General features: G+C 54.3%; 14 protein-coding genes and 3 pseudogenes. 2 read left to right on the top strand and 15 right to left on the bottom strand.

Annotation, left to right across the window (positions count from 1 at the left end):
- Nucleotides 1-300 precede the first annotated feature (300 nt).
- A pseudogene (locus DMB82_RS05210) lies at nt 301-2,115 on the bottom strand (RHS repeat-associated core domain-containing protein); the annotation flags it as partial.
- A 224-nt stretch (nt 2,116-2,339) separates the two neighbouring features.
- Between DMB82_RS05210 and DMB82_RS05205 the strand changes: the two are divergent.
- Nucleotides 2,340-2,474, top strand: a pseudogene (locus DMB82_RS05205) (SymE family type I addiction module toxin); the annotation flags it as partial.
- Nucleotides 2,475-2,539: 65 nt separating this feature from the next.
- On the opposite strand, the gene DMB82_RS05200 reads toward DMB82_RS05205, so the two are convergent.
- The 3 genes and pseudogenes from DMB82_RS05200 to DMB82_RS05195 all read right to left on the bottom strand — a co-directional run.
- Nucleotides 2,540-2,860 carry a hypothetical protein gene (locus DMB82_RS05200; protein ID WP_116165006.1) on the bottom strand — a complete coding sequence of 107 codons (321 nt, stop codon included), beginning with the start codon at nt 2,858-2,860 and terminating at the stop codon, nt 2,540-2,542.
- Nucleotides 2,861-2,869: 9 nt separating this feature from the next.
- Nucleotides 2,870-3,271, bottom strand: coding sequence for an EndoU domain-containing protein (locus DMB82_RS20720; protein WP_228400065.1), 402 nt, complete (start codon nt 3,269-3,271; stop codon nt 2,870-2,872).
- Nucleotides 3,269-4,501 (bottom strand): annotated as a pseudogene (locus tag DMB82_RS05195) (RHS repeat domain-containing protein); the annotation flags it as partial. The gene DMB82_RS20720 and the pseudogene DMB82_RS05195, both read right to left, overlap by 3 nt.
- Here DMB82_RS05195 and DMB82_RS05190 point away from each other — a divergent pair.
- Nucleotides 4,464-4,580, top strand: a complete 117-nt coding sequence (locus tag DMB82_RS05190; protein ID WP_338045021.1) for a SymE family type I addiction module toxin — start codon at nt 4,464-4,466, stop codon at nt 4,578-4,580. The pseudogene DMB82_RS05195 and the gene DMB82_RS05190 sit on opposite strands and share 38 nt — an antisense overlap.
- A gap of 74 nt (nt 4,581-4,654) precedes the next feature.
- Here the strand turns inward: DMB82_RS05190 and DMB82_RS05185 are convergent, their stop codons facing one another.
- The 11 genes from DMB82_RS05185 to tssM form a co-directional block, all read right to left on the bottom strand.
- Nucleotides 4,655-5,026 (bottom strand): hypothetical protein, encoded by a 372-nt coding sequence (locus DMB82_RS05185; RefSeq protein ID WP_116164927.1) that lies wholly within the window; start codon nt 5,024-5,026, stop codon nt 4,655-4,657.
- Nucleotides 5,023-10,212, bottom strand: coding sequence for an RHS repeat-associated core domain-containing protein (locus DMB82_RS05180; protein ID WP_228400048.1), 5,190 nt, complete (start codon nt 10,210-10,212; stop codon nt 5,023-5,025). The genes DMB82_RS05185 and DMB82_RS05180 overlap by 4 nt, the downstream gene beginning before the upstream one ends.
- Nucleotides 10,213-10,232: 20 nt before the next feature.
- On the bottom strand, nt 10,233-11,150 hold the full coding sequence (locus tag DMB82_RS05175; RefSeq protein WP_116163322.1) for a DUF4123 domain-containing protein: 918 nt from the start codon (nt 11,148-11,150) through the stop codon (nt 10,233-10,235).
- Complete coding sequence (locus DMB82_RS05170; RefSeq protein ID WP_116163324.1) at nt 11,147-12,103, bottom strand: DUF4123 domain-containing protein; 957 nt, start codon at nt 12,101-12,103, stop codon at nt 11,147-11,149. The genes DMB82_RS05175 and DMB82_RS05170 overlap by 4 nt, the downstream gene beginning before the upstream one ends.
- Nucleotides 12,104-12,262: 159 nt before the next feature.
- Entirely contained in the window at nt 12,263-12,961 is a 699-nt protein-coding gene (locus tag DMB82_RS05165; RefSeq protein ID WP_116163326.1) for an ankyrin repeat domain-containing protein, read from the bottom strand.
- Between the two features lie 80 nt (nt 12,962-13,041).
- Nucleotides 13,042-14,415 carry a PAAR domain-containing protein gene (locus DMB82_RS05160; protein WP_102119028.1) on the bottom strand — a complete coding sequence of 458 codons (1,374 nt, stop codon included), beginning with the start codon at nt 14,413-14,415 and terminating at the stop codon, nt 13,042-13,044.
- A 9-nt stretch (nt 14,416-14,424) separates the two neighbouring features.
- Nucleotides 14,425-16,461, bottom strand: coding sequence for a type VI secretion system Vgr family protein (locus tag DMB82_RS05155; protein ID WP_116163328.1), 2,037 nt, complete (start codon nt 16,459-16,461; stop codon nt 14,425-14,427).
- A 195-nt stretch (nt 16,462-16,656) separates the two neighbouring features.
- Nucleotides 16,657-17,175 (bottom strand): Hcp family type VI secretion system effector, encoded by a 519-nt coding sequence (locus DMB82_RS05150; protein ID WP_116163223.1) that lies wholly within the window; start codon nt 17,173-17,175, stop codon nt 16,657-16,659.
- 1,441 nt (nt 17,176-18,616) lie between these two features.
- Nucleotides 18,617-19,972 carry a tetratricopeptide repeat protein gene (locus DMB82_RS05140; RefSeq protein ID WP_116163221.1) on the bottom strand — a complete coding sequence of 452 codons (1,356 nt, stop codon included), beginning with the start codon at nt 19,970-19,972 and terminating at the stop codon, nt 18,617-18,619.
- Between the two features lie 28 nt (nt 19,973-20,000).
- Nucleotides 20,001-21,437 (bottom strand): VasL domain-containing protein, encoded by a 1,437-nt coding sequence (locus DMB82_RS05135; RefSeq protein ID WP_116163219.1) that lies wholly within the window; start codon nt 21,435-21,437, stop codon nt 20,001-20,003.
- 48 nt (nt 21,438-21,485) lie between these two features.
- On the bottom strand, nt 21,486-24,983 hold the full coding sequence (gene tssM / locus DMB82_RS05130) for a type VI secretion system membrane subunit TssM (protein WP_116163217.1): 3,498 nt from the start codon (nt 24,981-24,983) through the stop codon (nt 21,486-21,488).
- Nucleotides 24,984-24,994: the final 11 nt, after the last annotated feature.

The following is a 24,994-nucleotide window of genomic DNA, read 5'->3' as shown; positions in this document are numbered from 1 at the left end:
TAGGCTGCATATTTGTTATTCCTTCTATTTTCCTGACATTGAATCCATCTTTCAGAGATCCAGGGTTTAACCCCATATCTTTTTCGATTCTTTCTGCCATAGATCTAGAAATAGAAGTTTCATTTCCTTGAACACCGTCAAAATATTTCAGTGCACCTTCTTTATCCGTAACAAAAGTTCCATCTCTTCCAATTGAAGGATACTCATCCCAGCTCTTAGGACTGATGTTATATCCAACATCGTCCTCTAACATCTTAGATTGCCGTGCTCTCGCATTATCAACTCTTGATGAGCCTTCTTTCGGCGTCAACCCAAGAGGATCTACCCAACTGAGCGGATTTTTTACATAACCATATGCCCTTATCCCTCCACCTAACCCTATCGGGTCCGGCGACAGATACTGTCCGCTCTCCGCATCATAGTAACGATGCCGGTTGTAGTAAAGCCCCGTTTCCGCATCGTACAGCTGCCCCTGATAGCGCAGCTCGCAGTACACTTCCTCGTTCGCCGCATCCCCCAGGTAGCGCCGCAGCGGGATAGGCCGTCGCTCTTCGCGGTGGGCGCCCCACAGTCCCTGTTCTCCGCGCCAGCGGATTTCCCCTTCCTCGCTGCACAGCTCTCTCGCCGTCCCCGTCAGGTCGGTCACGATGTAGTGCAGCTGTGTGCTGTCGCCCTGCGCCTCCACCTGTGCCAGCGGCCGGAAGCTACCCGGCTCGTACACCCACTGCACTTCCCGTGCCGCACTGCCATCTGCATAGTATTGCTGCTGACCGATAAGCTGGTCACCGTCCCAGCGGTACGCCACCCGCGCGACCGCCTGTGCCGAAGGGAGTTGTCCCTCACGCACCTTGTTAATTCTGCGACCAAACGCATCGTAACGATAGCGCCACCGCGCCCCGTCCGGCAGGCTCACCCGTACCAGACGGTCCTGCACATCCCAGTCGAAATACGTTTCCTTCGGCCTGAACCCCGGGCGCGTTTCCCGCTTCACCACCAGACGCCCGCAGTCGTCATACCGGTATTGCGTATGGCTCCGCTCGATTACCCGACCCGCCGCATCGTACCGCGCCGACACCTGCACCACCGCATCCTGCACCTTCAGCGTCTCACCCAGCCCCGGTGCTATCTGCGACACCTCGCACAGGTTCTGTTCACTGTCGTAGCCAAACAGCCGCGCCTGACGCCGCCGCCCCTCATCACGGCGCTCCGCCGTCACCTGGCCCGCCCCGTTCAGCCGGAATGCCTGTTCCCCCCAGTGACTGTCGCTGATGCCCGTCAGACGGTCCAGCACATCGTACTGATAGCGCAGCTCCAGCACGTCATTCAGTCATTCACCCGGCCGTCCGCTCCTTCCAGCGCCTGACGCTGCAGCAGCCCCGTCGGGCTCCATTCGTGGCGTAGTGCAAATCCACTGCCGTTACTGCGTCGCTGCTCTTCCCCCGCCGCCGTATGACTGAACTGCAGCGGCTGATGGGAACCGATACCCAGCGACGACAGCCGACCCGACTGCCACGCCAGCTGCAGCGGCGCCAGTATCCCTTCCACGACAGCACGCTGACCGCCCGCATCGTAACCGCTCTGCACCGCCTCGCCGTTCACCGTTTCCGACGTCACCTGGCCCGCCCGGTTATAGGCGTATTCCACCACCGCATCCGGGCTGGCGGCTTTGGTCAGCCGGCCGGCTACGTCATACGCCAGTTCGGTAATGCCGTCGGTTTCCCCGTCCGCTTTCTGTGCCGTGATGCGTGTTATCCGCCCTGCCGCATCGTGCGCGTAATGCAGTGAACTCCCATCTGGCGCGGTGCGCTGCACCAGACGGTCTGCTACATCGTACTGATAGCGGTACACCCGCCCGTCGTAATGTCGCTCCTCGCTCAGCCTACCGCTGGCGTCAAAGCCGTACGTCCAGTCCCGTCCCTGACTGTTCGTCACCCCAGCGAACTCCGCTTCCGCGTTATAGTGGTAGCGCACCGTCGCCCCCAGCGGGTCCGTCACCTCCAGCAGGTTATCGAACGCCCCGTAGCGGAACTGGTAGCGCTGCCCCAGCGCATCCGTCACCGCCGTCAGGTTACCTTCCACATCGTAACCAAACCGCGTCTCGCTGCCGTCTTCGTAATAAAAAGCGCATAAACAGAGAGTTACTACACCGTGGAATACGCCCCGCACAAGCCTGTTGCAAACAGGCTTGTACAGCTTTAACTAAATAGCTTCTCGCATTAATGCTCCACCTATCATTGTGCGGCTCCAGCGCTGGCGGGATGTCATCTTCTGCAAGTGTAGCGCTATTATGAGAAGCTATTTAGTCCGCTGGGCGAGCCTCAGGATGAAGTGAGTAAAACGGCAAGCCCAACCCACCCTCCGCCATCAACCTTAAAGGCCGCTGGCTCGAAGAGTCGGGATTTATCACCGGGATGCCTGTGACCGTCACGGTAGAACGCGGCAGGATTATTATTGAGACGCAGATTAATTTATAGCGACTGACTACTAATAAAATAAAAAAGCCGGAAGGATCTTTGCGATCGCCTCCGGCTTTTATTTTTTAATCATTTTTACTTAACAACAATTCCTTCCAACCTTCTAAATAACTTCTAAACTCATCAATAGAGGATATATTGATTTCCTCCTCAGAGTATTCATTACATATATTAACACCACTCGTTTTAATGGTGACTGTATGAGCATTACCAGTCCCTTCCCATACAGTAACTTTCCCAGAAAGAACATCATCACAAGCAGAGATATATTCATTCACACCATACAAACTGCTTTGGATATCCCCTTGTAAAAAATCAGAAATAACATGAAGATCATAGTTAATTTCAAGAACAGGGTATCCGTCAGTAGCAAAATAATATTTCATAAAACCCACCTAATATATTGGATAAGCTGTATTAATATCCCCTGCCTTATCCAGCCAGCCTTCAATCTTCACTCCACTAGAAGAAACGCCTGACCATTTACCGTTTGGAGAAACAGTACCATTATTGTAAGCACCTCTTATTTCCGACATAACTTTCTGTCTACTCCAACTATCAGGGAAAAATGAAGATTCTGGCCCTTTATTTACCCAAGAACCTGATGCTTTATCAAATACCTCAACTTTAGCCCGATATACACCTTGTGAATTTGGACCATTAGTAATCTCAGATATTCTAGCTTTTCCTTCATGTCCAATACTGGCTCGGTGATGAAAACCTACGGCTTTACCTTTCTTGTTTATTTCTCCATGAAATACATGTTCCGCATTGATTTTAGGATCACGCTTATCCAACCCGAATGGATCTATCCATTCTAATGGATTATGCACATACGCCTGCGGCCTTATTCCCCCACCCAGGCCTATCGGGTCCGGCGACAGATACTGTCCGCTCTCCGCATCATAGTAACGATGCCGGTTGTAGTAAAGCCCCGTTTCCGCATCAAACAACTGACCCTGATAGCGCAGCTCGCAGTACACTTCCTCGTTCGCCGCATCACCCAGGTAGCGCCGCAGCGGGATGGGCCGTCGCTCTTCGCGATGTGCGCCCCACAGCCCCTGTTCACCGCGCCAGCGGACTTCCCCTTCCTCGCTGCACAGCTCTCTGGCGGTCCCCGTCAGGTCGGTCACGATGTAGTGCAGTTGCGTGCTGTCCCCCTGCGCTTCCACCTGTGCCAGCGGCCGGAAGCTACCCGGCTCGTACACCCACTGCACTTCCCGTGCCGCACTGCCATCTGCATAGTATTGCTGCTGACCAATCAACTGGTCGCCATCCCAGCGGTACGCCACCCGTGCGACCGCCTGCGCCGACGTTACCTGGCCCTCGCGCACCTTGCTCACCCGGCGACCAAACGCATCGTAACGATACCGCCACCGTGCCCCGTCCGGCAAACTCACCCGTACCAGACGGTCCTGCACGTCCCAGTCAAAGTACGTTTCCTTCGGCCTGAACCCCGGGCGCGTTTCCCGCTTCATCGCCAGACGCCCGCAGTCGTCATACCGGTATTGCGTATGGCTCCGCTCGATTACCCGACCCGCCGAATCGTACCGCGCCGACACCTGCACCACCGCATCCTGCACCTTCAGCGTCTCACCCAGCCCCGGTGCTATCTGCGACACCTCGCACAGGTTCTGTTCACTGTCGTAGCCAAACAGCCGCGCCTGACGCCGCCGCCCCTCATCACGGCGCTCCGCCGTCACCTGGCCCGCCCCGTTCAGCCGGAATGCCTGCTCGCCCCAGTGGCTGTCGCTGATGCCCGTCAGACGGTCCAGCACATCGTACTGATAACGACGCTCCAGCACGTCATTCACCCGGCCGTCCGCCCCTTCCAGCGCCTGACGCTGTAGCAGCCCCGTCGGGCTCCACTCGTGGCGTAATGCAAACCCGCTGCCGTTAGTGCGTCGCTGCTCTTCCCCCGCTGCCGTGTGGCTGAACTGCAGCGGCCACGAGACGGAAAGCGCGGACTGGGTAAGTGACAACAGCGAACTGATTCTGGCAGGCGACTGGCTCACCCTGAGCGGGCTACTCGGCCAGACGTTAAGGATTGAGGTGCCGCCCGGTAAGATAATCATTCGGGCAGAGATAGAGACTATACTGGCCTAATAACACAAGCCGCTAAAAATAAAATAGCCAGAAGGATCATGAGATCGCTTCCGGCTTTTTCTAACGGATAATTATTATTTTAGCCAATAAGCCAATCGCTGACCGTCAGTTAAACTATCTCTTAGATAATAAAAGACCGTATCAAAATTAACCAAGATATCCTCGGCGATTACTTTTAACTTCCGCTCTCCATCAGAATAAAACTCCATAGTTTTACTTTCAGGATGATATCTCACAAAATCTTCAGATACATCACAAGACCATTCAGTAACGCCATCAATAAATGTTGGCTGAATGAATATAATTTCCAAATTATGATAATAAGATAAATCATCGCTACCAGCGATAACTAACCTCCCCCGATCATAAGAGAAAATAGAAAAATCAAGCCAAGACGCCTTCCACTCATGCATCTTTATTTTCTGAACTAAATCACAGTTATTCATGGGATAATTCCGTTAGGTAAAGGTATATGAGTATCATTTGCCGCTGCTGGATTATAATTAGGACTCGTAGGCTTTAATATCGAGGTATGATGCCACCCACCGCTTGGTGAACCATATTCCCAACCATATCCTTGATTCGTTGATGGATTTACACCCATTTGACTTCTTCCTACCCTAAAAATAGGACCATTAGCTGAATTACTTCCTAAAGGAGCATTAGGATTTATATCATGGGCCCTTACTTCATATTTATAATTTCCCGCTGAGAATTTCTCTTTAAAATTGATCGGATAATCTTGCCCTGACAAACCTTGTCTGTGTAATGAATAATCAAAGACTTCCTGAGGTGACGCGTTCTTAATTGCTGCATGAGCCTCAGATGCATTCATACCTTTAGAACGATTGTATTTATACCAATCGTATAAATCAGGGCAAGCAGCCAAACCTAGAGGATCAACCCATTCCAGCGGGTTATGCACATAACCTTGCGGTCTGCGGCCTCCAAGCAGCCCTATCGGATCTGGCGACAGATACTGTCCGCTCTCCGCATCATAGTAACGATGGCGATTGTAGTAAAGCCCCGTTTCCGCATCGTACAGCTGTCCCTGATAGCGCAGCTCGCAGTACACTTCCTCGTTTGCTGCATCACCCAGGTAGCGCCGCAGCGGGATAGGCCGTCGCTCTTCGCGGTGGGTGCCCCACAGCCCCTGTTCCCCGCGCCAGCGGACTTCCCCTTCCTCGCTGCACAGCTCTCTCGCCGTCCCTGTCAGGTCGGTCACGATGTAGTGCAGCTGTGTGCTGTCGCCCTGCGCCTCCACCTGCGCCAGCGGCCGGAAGCTTCCCGGCTCATATACCCACTGCACTTCCCGCGCCGCACTGCCATCTGCATAGTATTGCTGCTGACCAATCAACTGGTCGCCATCCCAGCGGTACGCCACCCGTGCCACCGCCTGCGCCGACGTTACCTGGCCCTCGCGCACCTTGCTGACTCTGCGACCAAACGCATCGTAACGATAGCGCCACCGCGCCCCGTCCGGCAAACTCACCCGCACCAGCCGGTCCTGCACATCCCAGTCAAAGTACGTTTCCTTCGGCCTGAACCCCGGGCGCGTTTCCCGCTTCACCACCAGACGCCCGCAGTCGTCATACCGGTATTGCGTATGGCTCCGCTCGATTACCCGACCCGCCGAATCGTACCGCGCCGACACCTGCACCACCGCATCCTGCACCTTCAGCGTCTCACCCAGCCCCGGTGCTATCTGCGACACCTCGCACAGGTTCTGTTCACTGTCGTAGCCAAACAGCCGCGCCTGACGCCGCCGCCCCTCATCACGGCGCTCCGCCGTCACCTGGCCCGCCCCGTTCAGCCGGAATGCCTGCTCGCCCCAGTGGCTGTCGCTGATGCCCGTCAGACGGTCCAGCACATCGTACTGGTAGCGACGCTCCAGCACGTCATTCACCCGGCCGTCCGCCCCTTCGAGCGCCTGACGCTGTAGCAGCCCCGTCGGGCTCCATTCGTGGCGTAGTGCAAATCCACTGCCGTTACTGCGTCGCTGCTCTTCCCCCGCCGCCGTATGACTGAACTGCAGCGGCTGATGGGAACCGATACCCAGCGACGACAGCCGACCCGACTGCCACGCCAGCTGCAGCGGCGCCAGTATCCCTTCCACGACAGCACGCTGACCGCCCGCATCGTAACCGCTCTGCACCGCCTCGCCGTTCACCGTTTCCGACGTCACCTGGCCCGCCCGGTTATAGGCGTATTCCACCACCGCATCCGGGCTGGCGGCTTTGGTCAGCCGGCCGGCTACGTCATACGCCAGTTCGGTAATGCCGTCGGTTTCCCCGTCCGCTTTCTGTGCCGTGATGCGTGTTATCCGCCCTGCCGCATCGTGCGCGTAATGCAGTGAACTCCCATCTGGCGCGGTGCGCTGCACCAGACGGTCTGCTACATCGTACTGATAGCGGTACACCCGCCCGTCGTAATGTCGCTCCTCGCTCAGCCTACCGCTGGCGTCAAAGCCGTACGTCCAGTCCCGTCCCTGACTGTTCGTCACCCCAGCGAACTCCGCTTCCGCGTTATAGTGGTAGCGCACCGTCGCCCCCAGCGGGTCCGTCACCTCCAGCAGGTTATCGAACGCCCCGTAGCGGAACTGGTAGCGCTGCCCCAGCGCATCCGTCACCGCCGTCAGGTTACCTTCCACATCGTAACCAAACCGCGTCTCGCTGCCGTCTTCGTACACCACTTTCGACGGTGACTCGCGCACGCCGTCATACTCCCAGCGCCGCACCTGCACGCCCGCTTCATGTCCGATATGCCGCTCTGTCAAACGGTCAAGGTCGTCATAGCGGAACATCACCGCCGGTGCAGTATCCCGCTCAAGGCGGCTCAGCAGGCCACGGCGGTTATAATGATAGCGTTGCAACACACCGTCCGGGCCTATCACCGTCGACAGCTGTCCCGTGTCACCATAACGGTACAGCCACTCGCGCCCTTCCGGGTCATTCACCTCGACAACCTGCCCGGCCGCGTTACGCTGATAGCGCCATTCGCTGCCCAGCGGGTCGGTGTAGGCCAGCAGTTGTCCGTTATCGTCATACGCGTAGTGATGTGTCGCGCCGTCGGGCAGCGTAACCTCGGTCACCTGCCCCCAGTCATTACGCTGATACGCCGTGCGGCCGCCCAACGGGTCGGTCTCCGCCACCAGTTGGTTATCCACCCACTCGAACCGGGTCTCACCACCATCAGGCGTGCGCTGGAGCAGAATATTATTACGCTCATCGCGCACATAGCTGAATACCCCGCCAAACCCGCTGTGGTAATGGCTGGTCAGGGTGTCATCGTCGTATTCAAAGTGACCCGGCCAGTAGCCTTCCGACGTTCTGTCGCGGATGGCGCGGCCTTTTTTATCGTAATCGTGCTCAACCCAGGTCGAGCCTAAATCCGACCAGCGCAGCAGCCAGCCTTCCGGCGAGTAGCGATAGTCAAAATTGCGCCCCTCATCCGCCCGTACGCTCAGTAAATGCCCGTGTTCGTCATAGGTATAGCTGGCAAGCGTTTTTAAGGGCTGACGCTGCGGGGTACATAGCGTAAGTGCCGTGATCCTGCGGCGCTCCGTTGTGACGTGAATCAAGCGCCCGTCGGACAATACAACCCAGCACAGGTCGCTCAGCATCCACTCGAACGTCACCCGATTGCCGGCTGTATCTTCAATCGACGTCAGACAAAGCTGGAGACCGAGCGCATGCTCAAACCGATAGCGCAGGCCATCAACATGATGAAGAACGAGTTCACCCTGTTGGCGGGTCAGCCGCCATTGCAGGTTGGACGGCGAACGGCTGACTTCTCCCTCATTGGGCAGGACGAAGAACGCCTGATTGAACTCACCATCCGTTAGCGTTGCTACCCCGTTGTTGAGCGTCAGGCTGATATCCCAGTTGGTGCGCCATAGAGTCCCCAGCAAACCGGCGTACCGCTCTCCCGTCGAGCGGTAGTAGCGTTGCAGTGACAGCGGCAGCGTCCCCGTTAGCTGAATATCGGTGCGCTGTTCCACCACGGCACCGGTTGCCATATCGACCGGGTCGCCATTTTTCTTAATGTCATCTGTTTTTGCCTTGGCATTGTCATCCTTTGCCTGTGCATCCTTCTTAGCCCCCTTTTTACCCGATGGCTTTTCCGTATTGCTGCCCGCATTAATGCTGTTCGCCTCTTCCGGAGGGGATTCGCTTTTTTTCTTTACGGGCGCTTTCGGTTTGGGCTTTTCTTCAATGGCATCAGTCGGTTTTGACGCTTCTGATTTGTGTGGCGTATTTTTTTCTGGAGATTGTTTTTTAGGCGGCTGATCTTTTCCTTTGTCACCACCCGACTTGGCATCGCTTTGTTTCGTTGCGGTTGGCGCATCAGTAGGCTCAGACTTTGAACCAGAGGATGGACTGGCCGCCCTGCTTTCCGCCGTCGTATGGCTTTGTGGGGCATCAGCCTTTTTCGCAAAGGAACCTTTAGGCCGCGGACTACCGGAAACCCGTGTCACAATCAGAGGAATAAACTTATCGAATTCTTTCTCAAGGGTCGCAATGGCCTCATCGTAACGTTTAACTAACTGATCCAGATAGTCGAGCATCTTGCTGAACCGATCTTTCATCAGCGCAACAATCCAGCCATCCTTCTCCGAGGCCTTCATTGCCGTCACCAAAGCCTGCTGCATGGTCAACAGCATCGCTTTGCCTTTCTTTCCGTATTCTTTCAGCAAACCACGCAGTTCGGTGACGCCTTTCACCAGGTTACCGTTGGACAGGCTGCGGATCGTTTTGATGGCAAACTGCACAGCCGCAGGTGAGGAGGCATTTCTCAGTGCTTTAATAATCGCCCGCCCGCTCACCTTAATGGCATCACCCAGCCCGGGAATTACCCCAATCACACACAGGACACCACCGGCCACATGCAGTGGGTCGTCCATCAGTTTAGGATCTTCATGGGTTTGCCAGCACCACTCACCAATGGAGTACACGTCCAGCGCTTGCCCCACCACAGGAATACAACCCAGAATAATCTCGCAGAACATCATGAGCGCGGCGTTATCATCCCCACCCGCATCCGCCGTTTCTGCCGCGAGGCTATGGTGGATTTTGTTGATGGCTTGCTTCAGTTGGCGATTACCGCGGTTAATCTGTTTATCCAGTTCCCAGAAACGCTTGTAAGCCTTTTTATAGTCATCTGGGATAGACGTTAATATTCCCGCGCCATCAACATCAACGTGTCGATCACTGCTGTCATCGGCGTCATACGTCACTAGCCCCTGTTTACGCAGGAGAAGGAACAGCGTGAAGTACTCACCTGCTAATGCGGCATAACCTGGGGTAGACTGTAATACGGGGTTATTCTGAATGGTTTCCTGCGGCGTGAACTCATCTTCACCTTCTTCCAGTAGCAGCTCAAACGTACCTCCCCCCATGTCATAAATAAAACAGAGGCCGTTGGCATCCGTCTGCCCGTGGATTTCTGTTTTATTGCTGTCGATGAGGACAAATGGCGCATTGGGAACCGGCTCCCCAGAGTCATAATGGTAATAAATCAGGACTTCATAACCACACTTGGCACAGCCTCCTGATATTTTTTTATCCGTGCTAAAACCCCGACTCGCCGCGTCCTCGCTGGAAAGCAACGTTGCCTGTTTGTTCTGACTCATGAAATGACGTCCTTTTTATTTTATGCTTCGTCCAGGTGGTCAATGGCTGCCTGATACAGGCGATCCATACGGCTTTGCGTGCCAATGTATTCAGGCTGTACCAGAATGTTTTTTGCCCAGGGCTGATGAATAAATTCCGGCGAGAGTTCTGTCGCCAATGCCAGCCAACGCACGATATCGCGGTCGTTGTTAAAGCCGTTGCTCTTCGCCTGTTCCGCCTGCTGATGGGTAAACGCCCGTAGTTCATCGTCAGACGCATGTTGCCAGTCAGCATGGTAAGTGCGCAGATGTTCCATATAGCGCGCCAGATTCTGATGCCCATACGGCACCATGATGGCTTGCCATTGTTCGTCACTCAGTTGGCGCGGCAGTATGTCTGGAATAGAATGGGGTTCGCGGGCGGTGAGGTTTAAAACACGTACCGCGCCGTCAGGGGAAATATCGCAGAAGCTGGCTATTGGGCCATAGAGTGCACAGGCTTCCTGTGCGGAACTGGCGGATAGCAGCTGATTCATCACCTGCCAGTCACCTACACGCAGGATGGCATTCTCCCCGGAAGGGGAAGTCACCAGGCTCCACTGTCGCAGATGCTTCGTCACCTCAAGCAGTTGATCGAGCGGTGAATACGCCAGCATAAACCATTCCAGTTGCAGGCCCATTCCCCAGCCCGGCTGAGTGATAATGTGTTCTTTCACTTGCGACCAGTTAGCGGCGTGAAGCGGGATGCAGTAGGGTGCGACAGAAGCATGAACGCGCCCTGCTTCACCCCAGTACAAACGCGTCTGTTCCAGGCTGCCCCCCCAGCGTTCGGCCAGCCACGGCACAGCATCGTTCATCGACGCTTCGGCGATAACAAAACAGCCGCCCTGAGCGATACGCGTTTGCCAGACGGCGTCATCTTCCGGCGTCAATTCAAGGAAAGGTTGCGATACACTCACAGCGTGACCTCCGTTATGTCAGGCAGTTCGCCCCGCATCCAACCAGGGCGATGGTAATTAAGCTGCACACTATCAATACGTTCAGGTTCGGATTTAAAAATCCGAATACTGTCCGCGATCGAATAACGTTCAGTTAGATGAATAAAGATCGGGTGCAAATAGAATTCACTGCCGAGCACCCAGCGATGAGCAGACCAGGCTTCACATTCCGCTTCGCTGGCTTTCGGGTAATAGTTCTCAGCTAATGCAATGCCGCTAATAAAGCGAGCTTTTACTATTTCAATATCCAGAGGAAAAAAACATTGTGCACTGACAAAAAGAAACAGTTCATTAGCCAGTCGGTGCAGGCGATTATCATTAGCGAGAAGATAATATTGGTAACGTGTTAAATTAATCTGGTATTCGTTATTAATATTTTTCTTGTTTTCTTTATTAACATCCTGTTGTGCGAATAGCTGATATTCCCCACGTTCGCTATTCGCTATGGGCAAGTACAGGTTATTTAGCGGGCCGAGAAAATCCGTTTGTGCAGCACGATCCAGAGTGGACCACCAGGCCGATAAAACGTCTGGTGCATAGCTACGAAATAGCGCTCGCGTGCCATCAGGCCAGAGACAAAAAATGCGCTGCTGCCAAAAATCAATAACCTGTTGCAATGCCAGCTCGCTATGCATGAGGATCACGCCACCATGCCGCTCCGGCTGTGTCTCAGTCAGCCAGTGCAGCAGTGTTTCTCCTGGTTTGCCTTCTTCTATTTTCACCACAATAGGCGCCCACATCTGCCAGCTTTCGGCACCTTTGCCAAAATACAGCGGTTGCCATATCTCCGCCGCCGCAGGTTGAAAAGCCTGCCAATATTCAGGTAATTCGGGATAGCTCAGCGGTGAAATAATCGCGTACAAAGGCGCATCAACCTGGCTGATTTCAAACAGAGTATAACTGTTCGTTATCATCGCTATTTGCCTATAAATAAATGAGATGATTTTTAATACGATGAGCGTGTATTAAGTGTTATAGCAATGACCAAATAATCATGCTGATTATCTGGTCTGGAAGTGCAGTTTATTTTTATGACGTAGGGAAAATAATAAAAGCCGTGAATAAAAAGGAAATTACAACGGCAGTCCTTTTTCCCAACGCTCCCTGACCTCCGCAGGCGGAAGCGGTGGGAATTTAACGCCGCGATCCAGTAACAGCTGTTTTACCTTTAGTGCCCAAGGGTAGTGAGGCGATTTAGGAGACATAATGGATAAGCTGTCGTGTACACGCCACGCTAGGCTACTACCGGTTGAAGAATAGGTCTCGAAACTTGCTCCCTGTTCAATCAACCAATAAACAATTTCGTATTCATTTACATAGGCGGCATAAAGCGCACTATTTCTTTTATTTTGATCTTCTAAATTCAGATCAGCCCCTTTCTCAACGAGTAGCTTAATATCAGCCCATCGTTGCTCATTAATAGCACTAAATATTGCAGGCTGACCACGACGCCCAATCGCATTCGGGTCGCCTCCCGCATCCAGAATAATGCGAAGCCAGTCAGGGTCTTTCGCGCCCGCAACAGAATTGACGGCGCTATCGCCAAAGCCGTCTTTATAGTTTGGATCGACACCCAGTTTAAGCGCCAGCGTGACGGCTTTTTTATCCTTCGCTTCATAAATCAGCCACAGCAGCGGCGTGATGCCTTCTTTTCCCTGAATATTCAGGTTAACGCCCTGCGACAGCTGATGACGGGCTGCTGATTCGTCACCTTTTTGAATACTTTCCAGTACCGCCACCACGGGCGGTTCAAAAAGTTCACTCGCCCGCATACTGTGTCCTCCTGCCTGACAAGCGGTTAATAATCCCAGAATAACGACGCCTACCCATTTTATACGTGCCAACCATTGCATTATATTCCCCTGAATGTATTGGTTATCTTCCCGATATCTTCCTTTTTCTGGCTTTCAATACCCGCAATCACCTGATCCATACCGTGACGCGCAATCGGTGAACCGCCAACAGCGGGAAGAGCCATCATATCACCGCTGGCTTTCGGCAGGCCCCCTTCCAGTAATTTTGCAACACCGATGACTCCCCCAAGCACTGCACCAGCGGTTCCACCAATCAATGCGCCCGCGCCAGACAGTAAACCTGGAACCAAAGCCTTACCGTAGGTTTGTGCCATGGTTAATATCTCGCCATCGACCGCTTGTATTTTAATCAATGACGCTGTTTCTGCCAATGTCGCACCACCACCTCGCAAGGCAGTATTCTCATGTAATCCTGCGGCATTGAACGTATAACCGGGAAGTTTTGTCACACTGACCGCAGCGGAGGCTAACCCGCCCCCCAGAGAATGGCCAACAATAACAGGTGGAGGATTTGGCATCAGATCTTTGACTTGAGTCGCGAGATCCATTGCTTGTTTGTACTGCGCTGATTCAAATCCCATACCCTGAGTGGCGTTAGTCAACCAGTCTTTAACGCCTGTCACCGCATTATTGGTGCCCCGGTAGGTCAACATCGTTTCGCCATTAATTGCTGATTTGAACAGAGCAGAACCAAACCCTGTTTTCTTATCCATAAAATCATTGTCTGTCAGGCCAGGAAGCTTACTTGTATCCAGAATATCCAGCCCAACCGGTGCCTTAGGCAGTTTATCCAGCACGCCTCGTCGAAATTCATCGACCGAATAAACATACTGGGCCGCCTCGGCGCGTAAGATGCTGTCGTTATTAAACGCCAGCCGCTTTGCAGCATCGGCTAATCTCGGCAGAGTCGCTGCCTCAGTCGCCAACTTGGCACGCGCCAGATAACGATCTTTACGCTGGGCAACGGAGAGCAGGTCATCAAGAATGGGCAGCTCGGCGACCGACGCCCATTCCATTAACGTCGGCAATAACATCGGCGTCAATGCCAGCAGAGGGGCGCGACTTTTTGCCGATTGTTCGGCGCACGGTTTCACCGGGGATTGATAGGGCGAGTCGCCGATGATCACATTCCCGCTGCCAGCAGCAACCGAGCCGCCGCAGCCGATCGCATCACCAATACGCGCCGCCAGTTTTCCATTGATGATGACCGTACCGGAGCCCGCGGATATCGCACGATTATGCACGCCGTGGGGCATATTTGGGCAAGGGCACGCATGGAGCAAAACCCCATCGCCTTTACGGGCCGCTGGTTTGCCATTGATGATGACATCACCGCTGCCTTCGATAATCGGGGTGGCAGGGAAACAGCCGTGACCCGCACAGCTGTCCCCTAAACGTGCAGCACCTGGCATAGTTCCTCCTTAACGTCTGTCTGGCGCATCTGGCAGCGTCGGCTTCGTGGGGTCTTCTGGCGTAATGGATACTGGCGCAGTCCCTACACCCGCCGCACCGCCATCGTTGATCTTCACAATCGTCCCAGAAATGGTGACACCCGCGCTATCAATCTTGATGAAACCGCCAGGCGCTTTAATGGTCAGCGCCTGCCCCGCTTCCAGCACAATATCTGCGGCTTTCAGATAGCTGTCCGTATTGACCAAAACACGTTGGTGCGCCCCAATCAGCGTCTCTTCAGAGCCGGACATCGTGGTCTGACGGCTCCCTTCGATACGGGTAATTTCTCCCCCGCCGATAAAGCGTTTGAAGGAAGAGCCAATCTTCTGAATAAAACTCCGCCCAATCTCTTGATGATGATCCTGACCAATGTTCTCAAAATCATCTTTCCCTATCGTTCGATGGCGATGGCGATCGACCCGCTGGAATTGATCCTGTGCTACGCTGAGGTGCTGATCCCGCCCCACGCTCTGCCGATGAATGTTGTTGATGACACCATCCATATCTTTCTGCGCGTGGTAATAAATTTGTTCACGCGTCGCCTCATCTTCAAACCGCAGTTCGTTGAAACCACTGCCTTTATGGGTATCGGTACGCAGCGTGGTACGCGTTTTGTGCGCGGGTAAAACATACGGCGTCGGATTAGTCGCGTGAAAGGTTCGCCCAGTCACAATCGGCTGATCCGGATCGCCTTCAAGGAAGCTAACAATCACTTCATGCCCGATGCGCGGGATCGCAATCATTCCGTACTGGCCGCCCGCCCAGCCCTGACTGACGCGCACCCAGCAGGAACTCTGGTCGTTACTCGCCCCGTAGCGGTCCCACGGGAATTGCAGTTTTACCCGACCATACTGGTCGCAGTAGATCTCTTCCCCCGTTGGACCGACGACGGTGGCGATTTGCGGGCCGTCCACCATCGGTTTGTAGGGCATGGCGGCACGCCACGTCGTCGTGCCTTTCACCACAGTAAAACTGTTGCTCATGGTCGTCGGTTCGCCGCCGCTTTCCTCTTCCAGCGCCTGCGGCTGTTGCCCGACGTGCGTGACGCTCACTGTCTGCCACACCGCGTTCAGCGCCGCATTCGGGTGTTCCGTCAGCGTAAACGTGTTGCCCGGCATCAGCCCCGCACAGTTGGATTCCCCTTCGCTCGTCACCGCCCCTGAGCGCAGCGCATCCAGCCGGTAACCGCTGAACGCCTTGCCGCTCGGGTCTTGCTTATAGCGCCCCGGATAGTCGTAATGCTGGTAGCTTTCGCGCTGGTGCGACAGTTCGCCGCTCATTTTCTTGTGTGACAGCCCGTAAGCCGGTGTCTTGAAGTTGTAGTCTTTCAGCTCGACGTCCGATGTGCTCACCCGCTCCGCATAGTGGAAGCGTCGAACATATTCGCCCTCACTCAGCCCTTGTGTCGCCAGATTGAAGAACAGCTCGGGGCCTTTGGTCAATGCACCCGCATCGTCGGCAAACACCACGCGGTGCTTACCTTCTTCGTATTCGTGGAAGAAATACATACCCTCCTCGGCGGCCAAGCGGGTGATAAAGGCTAAATCGCTTTCCCGATACTGCACGCAGTATTCGCGGGGTGCGTGGTCGTGGCGCAGTGCAAAGGCGTAGTCGGTAATGCCAGCTTCCTCCAGCAACGTACCGATAATCGCCTCCGGCTTCTGCGCCTGAAAGATGCGGGCATTGGTGCGTAACCCCAGCCGCCACAGCGCCGGACGGACTTCCGCTTGATAGCGCGTGCGCCGGAATCCGGTGTCGCCCTGCGTGAAGCCGCTGATAATCCCGCTGACCCGACGTTTTAGCTCGCCCTCATACCACATCATCAGCTCACACGGCTGGTCCAGCACCGCACCAAAATCGACATCCGGCAACGCGCTCGCCAGACTCAGCGACAGGCTGAAAGGCCGATTCAGCCCTTCATCCAGCCTGAAATCCACCACCGCGAAAGTGCCTGCTTCCAGGGCACCGACCTTTACGGTGAACTGTAATCCTGCACTGTTTGCCACCTGTCCTCTCCTTTTTCCTTCGCCATGGCTACCGCACGCCCCGAGTTTTCCCAGAGCGGCACGTCACTATCCTGATTAAAATAAAAACCTGCGCGGTGGTCTGAGTCTGCTCACACCACAGTTCATGTTGATAAAGCATCGCGTTGAGAAAAACGCTGAAAACCCGGCACGGTGGCCGGGTTAGAAACAGAAGGATTACGCTTCGACCGGTGCACGCCAGTCATCGGAACCAGAGGTTCCTGCAACGGTGTGTTCCCAATCGATTTTGCGGTAGGCCAGCGATACTTCAATCAGTTGGGTGTAGTCCAGCTTCGCTGGATCCTGGCAGTGTGGCATCTGGCAGTTAACGTCAACGATGGTGGCATCGGTCAGGATGGTAGAGAAGAAGTGCTCTTGCTTACCTTCAACCGACGTGCGGTACCATTTCAGGGTCACGGTCGGCAGCATTTCGCCAGACGCCAGGGCGTTGTACATCAGCGGTACGGCTTTGTTCAGCGCGACGGTAAATTTGAACGGTTTGTGTACACGCTGACCGGATGGCTGACCGGACTGCGGGTCGGTTGGGACGGTGACAATGTGTTTGAATTCCTGTACCAGCATTTCATCTTCGTGGCCTTGCACATAGATGTTACCGACAGAATCAGAAGTGAAAGCACCCGCGGTAATGTTGCCCTGAGTTTTACCTTCGATGCTGATATAGCATGGCGTTGGCATAGTCTTGCTCCTTGTTGTTGAACGAAATGAGTTGTTGAACGAGTTGAGTTATTAAACAGAATGAATAACTTCACGCTCTGTATAGCAATCTGCATGCCAACTTTTATCCATATGTTTTATAACAACATTTACTTAACTCAAATTTTCCTTAAGCAAAATTTGAGCAAGAAGTTGCGCAGACCTCGTGAAAAAACGGCATCCATTGCGCAAAAAGTGATTTACACCAGAAAGTGAGCAAGAAGTTGCGCAGAATGCGCAGTTATTCTGAAAGTTTGAGTTAGGGATTAATTCATGCAAGGGATGATCTATTAAATCGACACTTATTGATAGAATTTCTTCTATTTTAGGCGATAAATAAATCACACAAATATTGCGTGCATGCGAGTACTTACTCACATTTAATGAAAAACATTTTGAGCATCAGCGCGGTGATTATCGCCGTATCGGTGTAGCGCAACGGCCTGCCGTGCCGCTCTGGAGGAGCCTTGTCGTACCATGAAGCAGTCGCGTCATCACGAATTTAGAGCATCAGTTTCCCCCACTGCCGAAGCGCATCGTTATAAGTTTTCCAATGGGTAATGTTGAACTTTTGCTTTGCCACGGTTCGCCATGCTCTGTCAGGGTTGAGAACATTCTGATCCTGTTTATCGAAGAAAGTTCGATTTCTTCAACAAAGCCAAAAAAGGGGCAAAAAATAATTCGCCCCTGACACCGAAAATTACACGTCAGAACCGCCTAACACATTGTCTAGTTGCATTTCTTTCAAAACACGATCTTGAATGGGTTGCTTGGCAGCATTAATTTCATCAGAGTTTGCAGCCATTTATATTGATGCTCAGCTAAGTCATGCCTCGTCACAGATCGCTCGCGGTGAAGATCAACAAATTGTGAAGAAGATACTATTAGTCGCTTTTTCAATATTGGGATGAGTATTCCTGTCAGTTCAGTGTTTCTGCAAGAAGAACACATTTCTCATCTGTGACAAAAAAGAACTTACTTAACAACCTGTTCTGACAGGGAAATAGTTATCGATCAAATAATGGGAAGGGAAATGTCCCATCTCGACCTGCTGCGCAAGAATTTTTTACTGACTCTTTTTCAATTTCAGCCTCGTTCGTTTCTTCATTTGGTTGCGCATCAGGAATATCGTCTTTACTGATACTGCACGCAATATTCCCGCACTGCGCCGAAATCAATATCCGGCTGCGCGTTAGCCAGACTCAGCGACAGGCTGAAAGGCCGGTTCAGCCCTTCATCCAGCTAGAAATCCACCACCGTAAAGGTGCCTGCCGTCAGGGCGCCGACCTTTACGGTGAACTGCAATCCTGTACTGTTTGCTATCGGCTTTCTCCTTCTTCGCCGTTGCTATGGCTACCGGTTCTCCCAGTACGGTACGTCGCTATCCTGATAAAAATATTGCCCTTCAATGCACCACCACGGATTACTCCGTTTTTCCGGATGACCAGTGCATCGCCAACCGCTGCCCAGCTTTGATTTCATCCGGCTGCATCGTCGCTTCCAGATCGTTACGCGCATGAATGGCTTCGCTCATTCCCTCCGTCGCCGCCATCGCGTACCAGGCGTATGCATGAATACGATTACGGGAAGCCCCCAGCCCGTCCTGACGCATCATGCCCATACGATATTGAGCCATACGATTACCGTCATTCGCCGCCAGACGGTACTGCTTCATCGCCTCGACATAATCCTCTTTTCCTCCTTGTCCCAGCCGCAGCATCTCGCCATAGGCTAGTCGGGACTCAGCATCTCCTGCTGATGCTGCTTTGGCATATTCTTCACGCGCACGTGCGAATTCGTTCGCTTTAAATAACCGCTCACCCAGTTCGCGCTGTGCCTGGATATAGCCCGCAGAGGAAGCCTGAACCAGATACTGTTCGCGCTTTTCATGGGTTGTCTGGCTCTGACTGAGCAAATAATCGGCCTCGCCCGATCCGCCAGACGCGGCACGCTCCAGCCAATAACGCGCCTTTTGCTCATCCCAAGGTAAATGCTTACCTTCGCGGTATGCCTTGCCCAGCCAAAGCTGTGCTTCGGCATCACCTGATGACGCGGATTTTTGATACCAGTTCAACGCATTTTCGCCGTCTTCGTGTCGCGCCATCCACAGCTGCGCCTGTGCCTGACCTAGCGTCGCCGCACGGAAATACCAACGTTCGGCCAGATCGCGACGGATCACCACACCTTTACCTTGCTCATAGCGCTGCGCCAACTGGTATTGCGCATCCCGATTGCCTAGTTCGGAGGCCTTCAGCAACCATGCTATGGCCTCTTTTTCGCCGCCCGCATGCGTTGCGTGCCACTGGGCGACAATCAACTGCGCGGGGGGATAACCATTTGCCGCAGCCGATTCAAAAGCATTCAGGCAGGCCGCCACCAGCTTTCCCTGATGTTGAACCTGACAGTCCATACCAAGCCGATGCCCCGCTTCGCCATTTCCCAGACGTGAGGACGTTGTCCACCACTGGCGAGCAGACGGGCTGTTCTTGGGCGCACCCAGCCCGGCCTGATACCAGTCACCAACCTGAAGCGCGGCGGCAGCGCGCAGTTCCGCATTAGCGGGAAGTTCAGACAGACCAGATGCCTTCTGCATCCACTGCATCGCCTCGGTGTACTGCGATCGCGCGGCTAGCGTCTTTGCCAGTTGATATTGCGCCTCACCGTTTCCCCGGTTCGCTGACGCCACGAGTTCCGATTCAGACAGCGATGTGACGGGCGCCTGACATGACGCCAGCCAACAGGCCGACAGAGCTATCACTAATTTTTTGTATTTCATCATGTGCTCAGCGTTTTTCCCTTCTCGACAATCAGCTGGCAGAATTACTCTGCTGCAAACGGTACAAGCGAACGTTGAAGGCGCGCAGTTCGTCTTCCATCGCACGTAGCTCCGCAGGCGTCAGCGACTGGCTCCTGGTTTTACGCGCCTCAAGCTCCCGCAGCCGTATCCCAAAGGGAACGTCCGATATCAGGTCTTTTTGCATATCGTAGAGCTTTGATTTCAGATAGGAAATCGTCACCGTCCGGCGCTGCTGCTCCAGTTCCAGCAGTTGCTGCAAGGTATCGTTGACTCTGGCCTGAACCTGTTCGTAACCCCGCGTTTTCGGCTCATCGCCCTGCTGACGTTCAAGCGCAATCTGCCATTGGCGTTCCATTTCCTTCACCGCCAGCGAATCGGGATAGAGTTGCTGCATCACGTTTTTCAACCCGTTGCCGTATTGATACAGGTAGAAAGGCGAGGCATTTTTCACCTGTTCCAGTTGTGCCTGATAGCGGTTGATCAGCTCACCTTCCATGCCCTGCAATTTCTGCTCGCCCAGCGCAATACGTACCCGGCGAATATCATTATGATCGGGGGCGGCGGGCAACGCGTAGGCTGGCTGTTGCAGTAACGCCAGCGCATCGGCTTTCTGTTCTTGCCAATACTGCCAGCCTGTCATCGCTGCAACAGGCAACGCACAGGTCAGCAGCCCGGAGACAAACCAGAACCACGCTGGCTTCTGCTTTTTATGCGCCTCAATTTTCAATACCGTCGGTTTCATTTGCCCTTTCTCCCGTCCGATGAGAATGCTACCCGCAGGCAAAGCAGCCTGACCCGAGCCTGATGAACCACTGCTTGGCACCGTCGCGCCGGGCTCCATGTCAGAGTGAAAGAACACCATGGGCGGAATCTGCATATCCTGCTTTTTCAGTTCCTGATCGTCCGACACAATGACAATTTCGGTTTCATCAAACAAATGGGTATAGCCTTCAACGAAGTGCAGCAGATTCTCGACGCGAGGAATGCGGCTCAACCCCGAGTTGTGCAGCTTTTCACTCATCAATTGCAGCGCGCGTTCGCAACGATAAACCAGCCGCTTGTGTTCATGGCTAATGGCATACTGCCGCACCACTTCGCTGATACGAGCAATAAACCAGTCCAGCATCTCGATACGCGCTCGTTCCTGATGCACCGGCGGCCAGAAGTTATCCCACTGCGTCACGATCAAATTCGCCAGAAACTCACAGCTTTCCGTGAAGCCGGTCAATCCCCCCAGTCGTGAACGCGCCAGCGTAAAGTAGATCGCGGTCTGGAGATCCACGCCCTGCTTTTCAAAGATAGTGGTGGCCATATCGTGCACCAGCATCCAATCCACATCAGGGCGAGACGCGTGACTCAACTTGTTAATTTCCGCCCGAAGTGCGTCAAACTCCGGCAGCATCCGTGGATCGCGGCCCACTTTCAGGGCCTGTTGTGCATCTTGCATATCACATCATCCAGCAATAGGGAGCCTAAGCAGGCTCCCGAGAGTTAATTAATAAAGCGAGTCAGGCAGCGTGAACTGGCTGAACAGACCACCGGCAAACGGGTTATGGCTGGCATCGGTGTACACGCGATACGTCATCGCCCCGTTCTCCAGCGAGAAGCGTACGTCAAAGGTGTTCTCATTCACCTGCGTTAACTGATCGCTATTGACTAACCGGAACATCGCCCACGGCCCGCTAAAGCTCAGGCTGCGCGGCGAACGTTCACGATCGTCCGGCACCAGCGTCAGCTTGCTTTCGGCACCGTCACGCATACTGTTTGGCCATACCAGCGGCGTTTTCTGGCGACGACCGTGGCTGTATTCCAGCAACTGTCCGTCCAGATTCAGCACGCTGCGGCGCTTGTTCGCCGTCAGTTCCAGCGGCTCCAGCACGAAATGCACTTCCAGGCTGCCCTGTGCATTAAACAGGGTCTGGCGGATGCGGGTCGCGCGTTCAAGCTGTTTCACCAGCTCTGCCTGCAAAGGCGATGCCATGCCTTCTTCCAGCATGCCGCTCTCCATCATCGCCTTGAGGTTGGTTTGATAGAAGCTGTCCAGCGTCCCGCCAGTCATGAAGAACATTTCCATTTCCGATAGCGGCACATCCTTGTTCGATGACGGGTCGAAGGGATAACGATCTGCCAGCTTCTCATTGAATGGCATGACAACCTTATCCAGCCATTCCTGATTCAGCGACGACATCGCCAACCCAGTCACCAGACTCGCGCTTTCTCCAGCTAATTGTCCTACCCAGCGATCCAACGGCGCGGGCAGGCTGCGGGCGTATTGCTGTAAGGCGAATACCGGATCGGCAAATTTATTTCCCTGCCGCGCCTGCACCGCTTTCAACGCTGCCTGCCCCGGATCGGTCGCGTTGACGATCTGATCGAGATAGTGGTAGAGATCGGTCAGCTTCTGATTGACCTCTTGCACCAGCGGTCCCTGCTCACCGCGCCCGCTCAGCGCCGCATTGATGGTCATAAACGGACGACCCGTACGCGTGTTAATGCTCTGCGCCGTGTCGTTATCATCATCGGCCAGCTTGCGGATACGGGTGTTATCACTCACCGTGGTCAGCACGCGCTGGAAGGGCTGATCGTTGCCGGTAATATCCGTGAGAATATCGAGCGCCTGCTCCGGCGTATCGAGCGTCTGCACATCAATATTCGCCAGCACTTTCTGCCACTGGTTGATGTAATCCGTAATGTAGCGGTCATTCACCTGACGCAGAATTTCCCGCCGATCGGCCTCGCTGAACTGTGCACGTTCACGCTGTCCCAGCACCCAGGCATCCAGCGCTGTCAGCTCTAACAGCGCTTTGTCCTGCTTGAGGTAATAGTCGCTAAAGCCGGGATACGTCAGCAGTCGAGGCACGCTTCCCGCTTTGTCATTGCGCAGGGAAAACACCGGATCAAACGTCGGGCCGACTTCATCACGAATCGCTAAATCCGGCGGCAGCACCTGCGTCGCCTTCATCACCAGACTCTGATAAACGCGCTGATACATCGGCAGCTTGCTCAGTTCCTGCTGGGCCAGCGTAATCGGCTGACTAAAGGGTGCAAAAGTGCTGATCGCTACCGCATCTTTTTGCTCACGCGCCTTGTGCCAATCAGTGTGCTCAAGGGCGTAATCCAGATGCTGCATCAGCTGTTCCTGCACGTTGCCCTGTCCGGGAAATGCCTTCTGCCAACGCTGCGCCATAAACTGTTCGACCAGCGATTTATTGCGCCCTGACGCATCATCCAGCATCCGCATCACGCGCAGAATCGTCAGCTTTTGCTCACTATTGGCCGGTGCCTGATTCAGATCTTCCAGCAGCCCTTGCATCACCGCAGGGAGAAAGCGCTGATTCAGCATTTGCAGATAGGTGCCTTCAACATGAGGCCCAATCTTGGCGCCCTGATACAGGCCAAGATCGGCCAGCAGCGGCGTGCGCTCATGGTAATTACCAAAGGATAAGGTCGCATCGCGAATCAAATTCAGACGCGGCAGTTGTTGATAGCCGTAGCCCTGCTGGCCTTCCAGCTCATTGGTGCCGATAAAGGCCTGCGCTTTCGTCAGGACGTTACGTCCGGCTTCTTCATTGACCCGGTAGAAATGGTGCCAGCTACCAATCAGCGCCAGACTGGCGAGCAGCATGCAGCCCACGCCGATACTCAGCCGACGTCGGCGATAGAGGCTATGCAGCCGGTTTTCGCCCGCCAGACTGGCCTCAGGGAAAATGACGTCAGGGAAAAGGCGCTGTACAAAGAACGTATTCGATTCACCGCGCAGCGCAGGGTTAATCGGTTCGGGCAGTTGGTAACGTCGGGAAGCCGATTGCGCAAAGGCATCGAACGGCACCCCTTGTTGGTAGACAGAGCTGACGTAGACACCGCGAATCAGGAACGCGCGATCCTCGCCCGCCGCTAACGTTTCCGTCAACACGTCCATCACGTAATCTTTCACGCCGGCCAGTTGGCGAACGAACGAGAACAGCGAATTGCGCACGCTTCTGTCGGATTGCGTCAGCAGCATGTCCGGCAGGTTGTCATTCAGGTGCGTGACCCACTCGTCCCAGAAGCGCTCCAGCTCTTCTAGCCAGCCTTTGCTGTTGCTTGCCTGCGGCGTAAACGTCACCCCTAATACGGCCTGACGCGCTTCGCGGTTTAACTGGCGATAGACCTTATCGAAGCCGCTCAGCATATCCAACCGGGTCAGTGCGATATACACCGGTAAGCGCGTATTAATGTTGACGGAAATTTCCTGCAAGCGGGCGCGCATGACCTGCGCGTAGGCTTTGCGATCGGCGACCCCAGCCTGTGCCAGCCAGGAGATATCCAGCGTAAGCACCAGACCGTTGAGCGGCTGGCGGCGGCGGTTTTCGCTGAGCCACTGTAACAGGTGCTGCCACAGTCGAGCATGACGCTGCCCGAGCGAATCGCCCTCCAGTTCAGGCTGGGCAAGTAGCTGTCCGCTGGGGTCCCAAATCACCGCGGATTCACCAACCCAACTGCTCACCTGCTGGCCTGCCGCCACGTCTCGCAGCTCCGCATCCAGCTTCGGATTCATTTTGTTTGCCGGATTAGCGCGATGGATCAGGCTACTTTTCCCGCTGCCAGCCAGACCAATCGTCAGATACCACGGCATCGCATACAGCGCCCTTTTACCCAACTGGGTCTGAAACGCTTCCAGCCAGCGATCGAGAAACGTCTGCTGGCTGTCGACATACACCTGCAAGGGATCCTGCTCAATCACCTGCTGTTCATGACGCTCCGCACGCATCTGCTGCACACGACGCCAGACCATCCAGGCACTGTAGGAGAACGCCAGCCATAGCCAAACCAGCGTGAACACCACGCGGCCCCAGATTCCCTGCAACGGACGGGACTCGCCCACCGTCAAACGCGGCCCCAGCCACCAGGCCAGAACCAACACGACAACCCACAGCAGCACGCCTAAAAGCAGCCAAGAGGGTTTCAGTTTAGGCAACTGCTTGCGTAGAAAGGTTATGATTGTTTTAAACATAAGTGACCATT

The organism is Pectobacterium aquaticum (genome assembly GCF_003382565.3).
GTDB classification, from domain to species: Bacteria; Pseudomonadota; Gammaproteobacteria; order Enterobacterales; family Enterobacteriaceae; genus Pectobacterium; species Pectobacterium aquaticum.
The sequence above is the reverse complement of the archived record's forward strand: the minus strand, read 5'-3'. Positions and strand labels throughout refer to the sequence as shown.

Excerpts from the sequence above, each read along its gene's own strand:
- DMB82_RS05200 (WP_116165006.1), bottom strand. The coding sequence starts at position 2,860 with ATGAAATATTATTTTGCTACTGACGGATACCCTGTTCTTGAAATTAAC.
- DMB82_RS05185 (WP_116164927.1), bottom strand. The coding sequence starts at position 5,026 with ATGAATAACTGTGATTTAGTTCAGAAAATAAAGATGCATGAGTGGAAG.
- DMB82_RS05180 (WP_228400048.1), bottom strand. The coding sequence starts at position 10,212 with ATGAGTCAGAACAAACAGGCAACGTTGCTTTCCAGCGAGGACGCGGCG.
- DMB82_RS05170 (WP_116163324.1), bottom strand. The coding sequence starts at position 12,103 with ATGATAACGAACAGTTATACTCTGTTTGAAATCAGCCAGGTTGATGCG.
- DMB82_RS05165 (WP_116163326.1), bottom strand. The coding sequence starts at position 12,961 with ATGCGGGCGAGTGAACTTTTTGAACCGCCCGTGGTGGCGGTACTGGAA.
- DMB82_RS05160 (WP_102119028.1), bottom strand. The coding sequence starts at position 14,415 with ATGCCAGGTGCTGCACGTTTAGGGGACAGCTGTGCGGGTCACGGCTGT.
- DMB82_RS05150 (WP_116163223.1), bottom strand. The coding sequence starts at position 17,175 with ATGCCAACGCCATGCTATATCAGCATCGAAGGTAAAACTCAGGGCAAC.
- DMB82_RS05140 (WP_116163221.1), bottom strand. The coding sequence starts at position 19,972 with ATGATGAAATACAAAAAATTAGTGATAGCTCTGTCGGCCTGTTGGCTG.
- DMB82_RS05135 (WP_116163219.1), bottom strand. The coding sequence starts at position 21,437 with ATGCAAGATGCACAACAGGCCCTGAAAGTGGGCCGCGATCCACGGATG.
- tssM (WP_116163217.1), bottom strand. The coding sequence starts at position 24,983 with ATGTTTAAAACAATCATAACCTTTCTACGCAAGCAGTTGCCTAAACTG.